The 10,549-nt window shown below is 70.0% G+C and carries 10 protein-coding genes, 1 tRNA gene and 1 pseudogene; 6 read left to right on the top strand and 6 right to left on the bottom strand.

Annotated elements, in window-relative coordinates:
• Positions 1–27: 27 nt before the first annotated feature.
• On the top strand, positions 28–924 hold the full coding sequence (locus tag AC0NZQ_RS21610; protein ID WP_474532188.1) for a LysR family transcriptional regulator: 897 nt from the start codon (positions 28–30) through the stop codon (positions 922–924).
• A gap of 189 nt (positions 925–1,113) precedes the next feature.
• Positions 1,114–1,758: pseudogene (locus tag AC0NZQ_RS21605) on the top strand (PAS domain-containing protein); the annotation flags it as partial.
• 31 nt (positions 1,759–1,789) lie between these two features.
• Here the strand turns inward: AC0NZQ_RS21605 and AC0NZQ_RS21600 are convergent.
• Positions 1,790–1,942 carry a hypothetical protein gene (locus AC0NZQ_RS21600; protein WP_474532187.1) on the bottom strand — a complete coding sequence of 51 codons (153 nt, stop codon included), beginning with the start codon at positions 1,940–1,942 and terminating at the stop codon, positions 1,790–1,792.
• Positions 1,943–2,134: 192 nt separating this feature from the next.
• Between AC0NZQ_RS21600 and AC0NZQ_RS21595 the strand changes: the two genes are divergently transcribed.
• The 3 genes from AC0NZQ_RS21595 (at position 2,135) to AC0NZQ_RS21585 (ending at position 3,727) form a co-directional block, all read left to right on the top strand.
• Positions 2,135–2,395 carry a hypothetical protein gene (locus AC0NZQ_RS21595; protein ID WP_474532186.1) on the top strand — a complete coding sequence of 87 codons (261 nt, stop codon included), beginning with the start codon at positions 2,135–2,137 and terminating at the stop codon, positions 2,393–2,395.
• Between the two features lie 546 nt (positions 2,396–2,941).
• Positions 2,942–3,172, top strand: coding sequence for a hypothetical protein (locus tag AC0NZQ_RS21590; protein ID WP_474532185.1), 231 nt, complete (start codon positions 2,942–2,944; stop codon positions 3,170–3,172).
• Between the two features lie 372 nt (positions 3,173–3,544).
• Positions 3,545–3,727, top strand: coding sequence for a hypothetical protein (locus tag AC0NZQ_RS21585; RefSeq protein ID WP_474532184.1), 183 nt, complete (start codon positions 3,545–3,547; stop codon positions 3,725–3,727).
• Between the two features lie 29 nt (positions 3,728–3,756).
• Here AC0NZQ_RS21585 and AC0NZQ_RS21580 read toward each other — a convergent pair whose 3' ends face one another.
• Complete coding sequence (locus AC0NZQ_RS21580) at positions 3,757–4,122, bottom strand: ArsR/SmtB family transcription factor (protein ID WP_474532183.1); 366 nt, start codon at positions 4,120–4,122, stop codon at positions 3,757–3,759.
• A 194-nt stretch (positions 4,123–4,316) separates the two neighbouring features.
• On the opposite strand from AC0NZQ_RS21580, the gene AC0NZQ_RS21575 reads away from it, so the two are divergent.
• Positions 4,317–5,261 carry a cation diffusion facilitator family transporter gene (locus tag AC0NZQ_RS21575; protein ID WP_474532181.1) on the top strand — a complete coding sequence of 315 codons (945 nt, stop codon included), beginning with the start codon at positions 4,317–4,319 and terminating at the stop codon, positions 5,259–5,261.
• Positions 5,262–5,754: 493 nt separating this feature from the next.
• Here AC0NZQ_RS21575 and AC0NZQ_RS21570 read toward each other — a convergent pair.
• The 4 genes from AC0NZQ_RS21570 to AC0NZQ_RS21555 form a co-directional block, all read right to left on the bottom strand.
• A tRNA-Met gene (locus AC0NZQ_RS21570) sits at positions 5,755–5,828 on the bottom strand.
• 61 nt (positions 5,829–5,889) lie between these two features.
• Complete coding sequence (locus AC0NZQ_RS21565; RefSeq protein ID WP_474532180.1) at positions 5,890–7,683, bottom strand: methyl-accepting chemotaxis protein; 1,794 nt, start codon at positions 7,681–7,683, stop codon at positions 5,890–5,892.
• A complete protein-coding gene (locus AC0NZQ_RS21560) occupies positions 7,680–8,135 on the bottom strand; it encodes a chemotaxis protein CheW (RefSeq protein ID WP_474532179.1) in 456 nt (151 codons plus the stop codon). Before AC0NZQ_RS21560 ends, AC0NZQ_RS21565 begins: the two co-directional genes overlap by 4 nt.
• A complete protein-coding gene (locus AC0NZQ_RS21555; RefSeq protein WP_474532178.1) occupies positions 8,132–10,315 on the bottom strand; it encodes a chemotaxis protein CheA in 2,184 nt (727 codons plus the stop codon). Before AC0NZQ_RS21555 ends, AC0NZQ_RS21560 begins: the two co-directional genes overlap by 4 nt.
• Between the last annotated feature and the right edge of the window lie 234 nt (positions 10,316–10,549).

Genomic DNA, 10,549 nt, shown 5'->3' with positions numbered 1-10,549 from the left:
CGATCGTTAGATGCGATGATGGAAAGCGTGGAGCTGCAGCAGCTGGCCTACTTCCTTGCCGTCGTGGACGAGGGCGGGTTCGGTGCCGGTGCGCGCCGGGCCCACGTGGTCCAGTCGACCGTCTCTGCTGCGATCGCACGACTCGAGCGCGAACTGGGGCAACCGCTGTTCGAGCGCACGCCGCGCCGGATCGAACTCACCGCGGCCGGGGTGGTGTTGCGCGAGCACGCGAGCACGCTGCTCGCTCAGGTGCGGGCCGCGCAGCAGGATCTCGACTCGTTGCGCGACGGGGTGTCGGGCTCGGTCGTGCTCGGAACGCTGCTGTCCACGGGAAACGTCGAACTGCCGCGGTTGCTACGCGACTTCAACGACACCTACCCGCGGGTGACGGTGTCGATCCGGCAACTCGCCACCGTGACGACGGACTATCTGGGCGCTGTGGCCGCCGGTGACGTCGATCTGGCCCTCGTCGTCGCACCGACCGACCCACCACGGTGGGCACAGATCGAGGTCGTGGGGAAGGTCCAGCTCGTCCTGGCCTGCGCGTCCGACGATCCGCTGGCGCGTCGAAAACGGGTAGAGCTCAGCGACCTCGTCGACCGGACGTGGGTGGACTTCCCGCCGGGTTGGGGCAATCGGAGCATCGCCGAAGCTGCCTTCGCCCGGGACAGCCTCCGTCGCAGCGTCGCCTTCGAGGTAGCCGACGTATCGTCGGCCCTCGACCTGATCTCCGGAGGCCTCGGCATTGGCTTTCTGCCCGATTCCGCGCTCACGGGGCACGGCGGCGTCGGTCGGGTCTCGCTACGGCGACCGCCCCCCGAGCACGACCTGACGGTGGTGCGGGATCGACGGCGCCCACAGGGCGCAGCGACGCGAGCACTGCATTCCGCCCTGACCGCGGCGCACTCGTCGTCGCACCGATAACCAGGACGCATTACCGGACGGGGCGTTCCCGTGTCGCCCCGGCGCACTCGCGCCCGGACGCCGCAGGACGCCGCAGGACGCCGCAGGACGCCGCAGGACGCCGCAGGACGCCGCAGGACGCCGCAGGACGCTCTCATGATCACAGGCCGGTAGGCGCCCACAGAGTAAGCGCGCCGCGAGGCCTTCACCGCGACAGCGTCGCCATATCTCATCCTGGACCGTGACCTGCGCATCCGGGCGGTGAACGAGGCCTACCAGCAGGCGACGCTGCAACCGGCCGAGGCGCTCGTGGGACGTCAGATCTTCGAGGCGTTCCCCGACAACCCCGACACCCCCGAGGCGCAGTCGGTGGCGAACCTCGGGCACTCGCTGGAGACGGTGCTTCAGCGCGGCACGCAGCAGCGCACGCGGTTGCAGCGTTATGACGTTCCGGCGCCAGAACGCGACGGAACCTTTGTCCGGCGGGTATGGCGACCGATCAACTCTCCGCTACGCGACGGAGCCAGCGTTGCCGGCGTGCTCCACCACGTCGAAGACGTGACCGCCGCCGTCGACGCTGCCGCCAGCAATGCCGCCGTCGACGCTGCCGCCGGCAATGCCGCCGTCGACGCTGCCGCCGGCAATGCCGCCGTCGACGCTGCCGCGGTCATCGCGCCGACACCGCCTGGTGAGGCAGATCCGCAAGACGAATTGGCCCTCGCGCTGACCCGCGAGCAGCAGCCCACAGCGACCATCCGAGCTAAGAACGAGAACCTTGAGAACGCACTACGACACAGCCGCGACATCGGCACAGCCTTCGAACAAGGCGACCGCAGCCAGTACCGACCTCGATAACCTCAGCCGTCAGCAGCATGGTCGGCTCGTGTCAAGGCAGCTCGCCGAAACGCTCGACATAGGCCGCGACATCGGTCACGCGCTCCCCGAGCTCACCTGCCGTCATGCGCAGCAACATCTCGGCGCCGGCGTAGCTACAACCGACCCGCGACCTCAACGCCGCCACCGCCGCATCCAGGTTCACAGCCGGCTCGAGAGCGCCGCCTCCGCCGGCCTTACTGCCGTCGGTCTCGGGGCCGCGCGCAGCGTCGATCGCCGGCTGAGTCGCGCTCGGCGGTCCGGGTGGCAGCTAAGTAACCCACAATCTAAGAGCGCGCCTCAAAATGGGACTTAGGGCCCGTCGACGGCGCCGATCCACTCGTCATACCTTCGGCCGGTGGACACCCCGCAGACGCCCACCTCCCGCCGCGTCAGCCCCACCGACGAAGGGGGTCGGCAGTCCCCACAGGCAGTGGCGCAGGCAGTCAACTACCTCGCCGCTCTGCATCCCTCGATCGACCGGCTCGAGATCAAGCGGGTCCTCGCGTCCGCCCAGCGAGCCGTGCAGCACGTCATGCCCTCAGCCGACCTGAGCGTGGCAGTGGGTCTGGCCGATCGGCGGCTCAGCAGCCTGCAGACCGACCGGCCGCAGCCGTAACGCCGGCACCCCGATCCGCAACGCCCACCCTCCGTCGGTTCACCACGGCCGGGTGTCGGAGTTGGTCCCCAGTGCGCGCCGCATCCGTTTGCCGGGGCCCGGCAACGCCGTCTCGCGTCTCAGAATCGACCGTTTGTGAGACCGGGTTGTGTGTGGTGGGCGGCATGTCTCGAGATCCGCGTGCCTTGGGGTCTTCGTGGTGTTCGGGGTCTGTTGTCGACACGGTCGTGAGACGGGTCGAGGGCTGGGATCGAGGGCGCTTGTGCATTCGAGGACCGTGAGGAGTGGCATGGGCTCGTATCTGGCGTCGCCGCTAGCGGCGTGGAGCCGTAGGTCCGGCCCGGTGTGGACGGTGGTGCGAATGTTCGGGTGGGGCGAGCAGGAGCGAGTGTGGTCCGCGGTGCGCGTGTGCTGATGGCTTCGGGGGGTTGCCAATCCGGAGCCGACAGAGGTTGAGAGGACGTGACTGGCCCTCTGCCCCACAGTCCGAGCTGCACCCAACCGAACACACCGCCGCATACGCCGCCGCGGAAACAGGAGGCCTTCATGCCCGACCCGTCCCTCGATCGTCAGCAGGTCAAAGAAGCCCAGGAGCGCAATCAGCAGTCCCTGAAGGGGGCACCCAACGGGGGCACCTTGGAGTACGTCGCGGCCCCGATCGATGTCGGCCGCAAGCAGCAACTCGTTGTTCTCATCGGTCACCGGCACCCGCGGCAGATCGAGGACCCGGTGAAGGGCCGTCCCGGGAAGTTCAGCGGGACCGTCGATGTCGGCTAGGGGGGGTGGACGAGCCCGGGCGAGCTGATCGTGACCAAGGTTCCCGGGAGCCAAGCCGCAGCCTTCAAGAAGGTCATCGCCGAATTCTCCAAGAAGAAGATCGTCTTCAAGTAGTACGTCAGCGAGTAGTACGGCAGCGAACCGATCGACGGGCGGCCGGCTCTCACCGGCCGCCCGTGAATCGGCGCCGAGGGGCGACGATCCCGCTCACTCGTCGAGTGCAGTGGGCACCCATCGCCCAGTGCAGCTCGACGGACCTGTCTCGTGCTCCGGGCGGGTTGCGGGCGCGTCGCCGCTGTTCTCTGAACCTGCGGGTACGGTCGGTGATGGTCTTACCGACACACGGAGGGCCCACACCCGACGGGGGTCCTGGTGACCGACCCGATCGATCCGAAAGCGATGTTCGAGGCAAGCGGAGTTCTGATCGCCTCCGGCGAGTGCTCCGATATTGATCACGCGTTGTTGTCTCTGGTGCTGACCGCGTGGGACCTGGGCATGGCACCGGCTGCGGTGGCCCACGCCGTCCAGTGGAGCGGCGTGCTGCCCGCGGTCTGAGGCGTGGGGTGAAGACAGACGGGGTGGGGTTAGGTGTGTGTGGGCTTGCCGCTTGCCTGGTGGTCGGCGTGGAAGAGCGCTTCGACGAGCAGGTTGCGGACGTGGCCGCCGTGCACGCTGTAGAGGACGCGTCGTCCGTCGCGGCGGGTCTGGACGAGGCCGGCCAGCCGGAGTTTGGACAGGTGCTGGCTGGCAACGGTCTGCCGGCACTCGGCGGCGGCGGCGAGGCTGGTGACGTCCTGCTCGCAGTCGCGCATCGCCCAGAGCATCCGGACGCGAGTCTCGTCGGAGAGCAGGCTGAAGGCCAGCGCGGCGGCGGACACCTGGCGGTCGGTCAGGGTCTCGGGATGGTCGGACTCGGTCAGCTCGTAGATGTCAGGCCGCACGCGGTGCATGAGTCGACCCTACCGATTATCGCAACATATTCGCATCTGCGAATACGTGTTAGCTTCGAGGCGTGGAACGTCAGGAGCGCCCCTCAGCGGGGGAGACCCACGATCACTCGCACCCCCACCGGCACGGTCATGATCATCCGCACAGTCACGTGGGTGGTCATGGGACGTCGCTGTGGTCGCGTTTCCGCCATGCGTTGTCCGACCTGATCGGCGGGCATTCCCATGATTCGGCCGACGCGATCGACCACGCGTTCGAGGCCGACGCGCGGGGACGCCGGGCGTTGGTGATCAGTCTGGTGGCGTTGCTGGTGACGGCAGCGCTGCAGGCGGTCGTCGTCGTGGTGAGCGGTTCGGTCGCGCTGCTGGGTGACACGCTGCACAACGTCGCCGACGCCCTCACCGCGGTGCCGTTGCTGATCGCGTTTTCGCTGGCCCGCCGGCCCGCATCGAAGCGGTACACCTACGGCTACGGCCGGGCCGAGGACCTCGCCGGCCTCTTCGTCGTCGCCATGATCATCATGTCCGGCGTCCTCGCGGCCTTCCAGGCGATCGACCGCCTCGTTCACCCCCGTGACGTGAGCCATCTCTGGGCCGTCGCCGGCGCCGGCCTGGTCGGCTTCCTCGGCAACGAGCTCGTCGCCCGCTACCGCATCCGCGTCGGACGACAGATCGGCTCGGCTGCCCTGATCGCCGACGGCCTGCACGCGCGCACTGACGGGTTCACCAGCCTCGCTGTCCTCGTCGGCGCTGGCGGCGTCGCTCTCGGCTGGCAGTGGGCCGACCCGATCATCGGTCTGGCGATCACCGTCGCCATCCTCGGCGTACTCCGCTCGGCCACCAAACAGGTCGGCGCCCGACTCATGGACGCTGTCGACCCCGAGATCGTCGACGAGGCCAGCACGGCGATTGCGGGCGTCCCCGGAGTTCAGCAGATCCGCGAACTGCGGATCCGCTGGATCGGCCACACCCTACGTGCCGAGGTCGATGTCACCGCCGCGACCGATCTCTCCCTGGTGCAGGCCCATGACCTTGCCCACCACGTCGAACGGCACCTGCTCGCCGACGTCCGACGCCTGAACGCTGCCACCATCCACGTCAGCCCCGCGGACGCACACACCGTCACCCCCCAGCCCGGCTAACGACATCGCGCTGCAACGCGCGCTCGTTCCGAAACCCACCCGTTTACGAAACACAGTTGTGAGACACCCACAAACGTTGGCCGGTGAGTCCGCACGTCTCACAATCCAGCGCTGCGGAGACCCTGCGGGGGCGTCGTAGGCCCTCGGTACGCGCTCACAACCGGCGCCCGAAATCTCTGTCTCGGTATCGGCGCGGGTCGTCGGTTGTGCGACACCTCGATCGTGGCCGCTCGAGCGGGAACCCACCCCGACTCGTTGAGCTGCCCGATCGCCTCACCACCGCGGCGGCTGCCATGATTCGCGTCGGCACATCCTCACGGTGCGATTCGGCTTACTCGATCCGAACCGCTGTGGTCGTCGAGTTCGTTGCCCTGCTGGCGAGCGCTCGCTGGGGAGGGTGCTGACCGCTACCGGGCACCCGGGCTCATTGTGGAGCATATGAAAAAGCTCCCGCCGAGCCCGAATCACTTCGGGCCCGGCGAGAGCTGAACAGTAGCGGGGGCAGGATTTGAACCTGCGACCTCTGGGTTATGAGCCCAGCGAGCTACCGAGCTGCTCCACCCCGCGTCGGTGAGTTCAGCTTACAGACACCGCAACGGGGTTCCAAACCGGGTACCTCGCAGGCCGCTCAGTACCGGAACTGCGCGAGCTGGCGCTTCAGCTCGGCGGCCATGTCGGCGAGGGTCGTCGCCGAGCGCTGGGTCTCGACGGAGCCGTCGAGGGTGCTCTGCGCGGCGATGGCGACCTCGGCCACGTCGGCGGAGATGCCGGTGGCTCCGGTCGCCGCCTCGGCGACGCTGCGCGAGATCTCGTTGGTGGTGGCGGTCTGCTCCTCCACCGCCGAGGCGATCGTGGTCTGGAAGTCGTTGATCCGCTCGATGATCGTGCTGATCTCGCCGATGGCGTCCACCGCGCCGCGGGTGTTGGACTGGATCGACTCGATCTTCAGCCCGATGTCCTCCGTGGCGCGGGCGGTCTCCTTGGCGAGCTCCTTCACCTCGTTGGCGACAACGGCGAAGCCCTTGCCCGCGTCGCCGGCCCGGGCTGCTTCGATGGTGGCGTTGAGGGCGAGCAGGTTGGTCTGCTGCGCGATCGAGGTGATCACCTTGATCACCTTGCCGATCTCGCTGCTGGCCTGCCCCAGGCTGGTGACGGTCTGCTGCGCGTCGGCGGCGACGGTGACGGCACCGCCGGCCACGGCTGCGGCGTCGGAGGTGTTCTTGCTGATCTCGCCGATGCTCGCGGTCATCTGCTCGGCGGCGGTGGCGACGGCCCGCACGTTGACCGAGATCTCCTCAGCCGCGGCGGCCGCGCTGGTAGCGCGTTCGGAGGTCTGAGAGGCGCCGCTGCCCATGCTGTCGCTGACCCCGCCGAGCTGGTCCGCGGCCCGGCCCAGCGCCTCGGCCGTAGCGCCGATCTCGCTCATGCTGGTGCGAAGGTTCCCGAGCAGCTGCGCGAGCCCGCTGCCGAGGCGTCCGATCGCGTCCGTGCCCTGGACGGGGATCTCGCAGGTGAGGTCCCCGGCCGTCACCGCCTCGACGGTGGCGAGCATGTGGTCGACCTTCGCCGCGAGCGCCTTGCGCTCCAGGGCGGTCGAGACGATGCGGCCGACGTTGCGCAGTGCGTCGATGCGACTGTCGGACTGCGCCAGCGTCACCGTGGTGAAGAAGTCCATCGTCCCGATGACGTTGCCGTCGGTGATGATGGGGAAGCAGACGCCGGACTTCACCCCGACGCGCTGCGCCACCGGGGCGCGCACGCAGTCGGTCATCTCGCCCAGATCCGCGACGAAGAAGAGGTCCCGCCGCTGCCAGGCGCGGCCGGAGAGCCCGACGCCCTCGCGGAACGACGCCTCGAGCGTCACGCGACGGAACTCCGGACCGGCGTCACCGGACTCCGCGCTGAAGTGCAGCGCGTTGTCGGCGCCGATCGCCCAGTAGGAGCCGTAGGCCCAGCCGAAGGACTCGCGGACGGTGTCGAGCGCAAGCGTGATCGCTGCCTCGGGCGTGGCCGCGTCCCGGACGGCGTCGACCAGCGAGTTGACCGCGGCGAGGTGGCGTGTGGTGTCGGCCTGCGCGGCGCGCAGTGCGTGCTGCTCGCTGACGTCGTGCCAAGAGACCACGGTGCCGACACGCTCCCCGTCGGCGCCCCGCAGGGTGACGGCGCTGACGTCGAGCGTCCGGCCGTCCACCTGCTCGAGTGAGCGCCGGGGCAGCGCGCCGGGGTTCGTGCCGACGTGCTCGACGAACGATGGCGGGTTCTCCGCACTTCGCAGCTCGGCGCGGGCGGCGCGGTTGGCGAAGGCGATGCCGCCGTCGCCACCCAGCACGAGAGCGCAGAGCGGCAGCTCCTCGAGCAGCGCCGCGCGCTCGTGCAGTGCGGTGTCGGCCGAGGGGGTCGGGCGGTCGAGGGTGCTGGTCACTGGTCTCCTCCTGGGGTGAGAGCCGGGACGTCGGGGGTGACGTCGCCGGCGCGGTCGGCGTCGAGAACGAGCAGGATGTGCTCGGGCAGGGCGAGCACGCCGTGGACGGCGTCGCGGACAGCGGCAGGCACCGTGACGGGGGCAGGTTCCAGCGGGACGCCGTCGGCGTCGATGACGTCGCCGATGTCGTCCACGAGCAGGCTGACCACCTCGCCGCGACTGCGGACCACGACGTTCATCGCGGCCGACGGGTCCGGTCGCGCCGAGAGTCCGAGACGGCGGCGCAGGTCGATCGCGGTGACGATGTGGCCGCGCAGGTTGAGCAGCCCCTGGATACCGGCGGGCGCGGCGGGCGCGTTGCTCATCTCCTGGCTGCGCAGGACCTCCTGGACGTCGTGGACCCCGACACCGAGATGCAGGTCGGCCACGGTGAAGGTGCAGTAGCGGCTCATCGCGCCCCTCCGACGACGGCGGGCAGATCGATCAGGTCGGTGACGCGGTCCAGGACCACGGCGGTGCCGAGGACGCCGGGGCGGTGGCCCGCCGCGCTGGGCACGGTGCCGATGTCGACGACGTCGACCACTCCGTCCGCGACCAGGCCGACGAGCGCCCCGCCGGCCTCCTGGTGCACGACGACCGACACCGCCTCGGCTGTCGCTCGTCCGGTGAGGCAGGGCAGGCCGAGGACATCCGCGAGCCGGACCAGCGGCAGGATGCCGCCGCGGTACCGGACGACCTCGGTCTCGCCGGAGCGTTCGAAGCGTTGCGGCTCGAACTCCTCGAGCCGCGACACCTCGGCCAGCGGCAGGGCGGCGCGGCGCTCCCCGCCGAGGTCGAGGACGAGCAGGGACGTCGCGTCATCGGCGTGGCCCGGTCCGCCGCCGGAGCGGCGCCCGCCGCTCGGCTGGTCGATGCCGGCGCCCCGGGCCAGCCCGCTGACGTCCAGGATCAGCGCCACCCGACCGTCGCCCATGATGGTGGCTCCGGCGTAGACGGCCAGCGCCTTCAACTGCCGGCCGAGCGGTTTGACGACGATCTCCTGCGTGTCGTGGACCTCGTCGACGATGAGGCCGAAGCGCAGCTCGTCGGCCTGCACGACCACGATGCGCAGCGCGTCGTCACCACGGACCGGCAACCCCAGCTCGTCGGCGAGGGTGAGCAGCGGCAGCAGCTGGCCGCGCAGCCGCAGCACTCGCGCCCCCGCCACAGTCTCGATGGCCCGCGCCGCGTCGGCGGCCTCGAGCCGCACCAGCTCGACCAGGTTGGCCTGCGGCAGTGCGAAGCGCTCGCCGCCGGTCTCGACCAGCAGCGCCGGGATGATCGCCAGCGTCAGCGGGATGCGGACGCGGACCGTGGTGCCGGCGCCGGTGTGGCCGGCGAGGTCGACGACGCCGCCGATCCGCTCGATGTTGGTGCGGACGACGTCCATGCCGACGCCGCGGCCGGAGACGTTGGTGATGGCCGCTGCCGTGGAGAAGCCGGGACGGAAGATCAACTCGGTGATCTCGCGGTCGGTCATGCGGGCGAGCTGGTCTGCGGTGACGACACCCCGCTCCACGGCGACAGCACCGATGCGGACGGGGTCCAGGCCCTTGCCGTCGTCGCTGATCTCGACGACGACCTGCCCGCTCTCGTGGTAGGCGCGCAACGCCAGGGTGCCGTCGGCGGGCTTGCCGGCCGCGATCCGTTCGGCGGGAGTCTCGATGCCGTGATCGATCGCGTTGCGGACGAGGTGAGTGAGCGGGTCCTTCACCGCCTCCAGCAGCGAGCGGTCGAGCTCGGTCTCCTGTCCGGTCGTGACGAGCTGCACCTGCTTGCCGAGCTGCGCGGCGAGGTCCCGGACGACGCGCGGGAACTTGGTCCAGGCCTGGCCGATCGGCTGCATCCGGGTGCGCATGACGCCCTCCTGCAGCTCGCTGACCACGAGGTCCAGGCGCTGTGCCGCCCGCCCGAGCTCGGCGGGGGCGTCGGCATCGGCGTGCTGCAGGATCTGGTTCCGGGTGAGGACGAGCTCACCGACGAGACCGACCAGGGTGTCGAGCAGGTCGACATCCACCCGGACCGTGTCGGGCTGCGGCAGAGCAGTGGCGACCGCGGGCTCGGCTGCCGGGGTCGCGGCGACCGGCACAGGGGTGGCGGCAACCGGTGTGGCGGCGACCGGCATTGGGGTAGCGGCGACCGGTGCCGGGGCAGCGGGGACCGGTGCCGGGACGGCAGCCGGGGCGGCAGCCGGGGCGGGACCGTCGGCCGCGGCCGCCAGCTGCGCGATGACGGCGTCGATGTCCACCGCCGCCGTGGCGTCGCTGCGGGTGACCTCGATGTCGGCGAGCAGCGCGCGGACCGTGTCGACCATGGCCAGCAGCGCGTCCGCGATCGGCGGGGTGAGGGTGAGCTTGCCGTCGCGCAGCCGCGACAGCACGTCCTCACCGCGATGGGTCAGCCGCTCCAGCCGACCGAAGGCCAGGAAGCCGCTCGTCCCCTTGATGGTGTGGATGGTGCGGAAGACGCGGGACAGGACCTCACGCGCCTCCGGAGTGCGTTCCAGCTCGACCAGGTCGCGGTCGAGCTCGTCCAGTCCCTCGTGACTCTCGACGAGGAATGCCTGCACGATCTCGTCATCGTCGTCGTACACCTCGGCCACCTTTCGTCGTCCCGTCTGGTGTGACGGGGGCTATCGCTGGTGCCTGCCGCGAGTTGAGACGCAGCACGATCCGCGCTGCGAAACGGCCACGCCGCAGCGCGATGCGGCTTCGGTCTGCGGCGCGACGGTGCGCAAAGTGGGTGAGTGACCGAATGCCGGCCGCGCGCGACACCGAATCCGTCGCCACCTAACCCGCATGTCAGTAGATGCGTCTGATGAGTCGCG

This window comes from Jatrophihabitans sp. sgz311053 (genome assembly GCF_056135305.1).
Note: the sequence above shows the minus strand (reverse complement) of the source record. Positions and strands in the feature narration are given on the sequence as shown.

What these genes read in the sequence shown, in the direction of transcription:
- AC0NZQ_RS21590 (WP_474532185.1), top strand. Translation starts at nt 2,942, where the DNA reads ATGCCCGACCCGTCCCTCGATCGTCAGCAGGTCAAAGAAGCCCAGGAG.
- AC0NZQ_RS21580 (WP_474532183.1), bottom strand. Translation starts at nt 4,122, where the DNA reads ATGCACCGCGTGCGGCCTGACATCTACGAGCTGACCGAGTCCGACCAT.
- AC0NZQ_RS21560 (WP_474532179.1), bottom strand. Translation starts at nt 8,135, where the DNA reads ATGAGCCGCTACTGCACCTTCACCGTGGCCGACCTGCATCTCGGTGTC.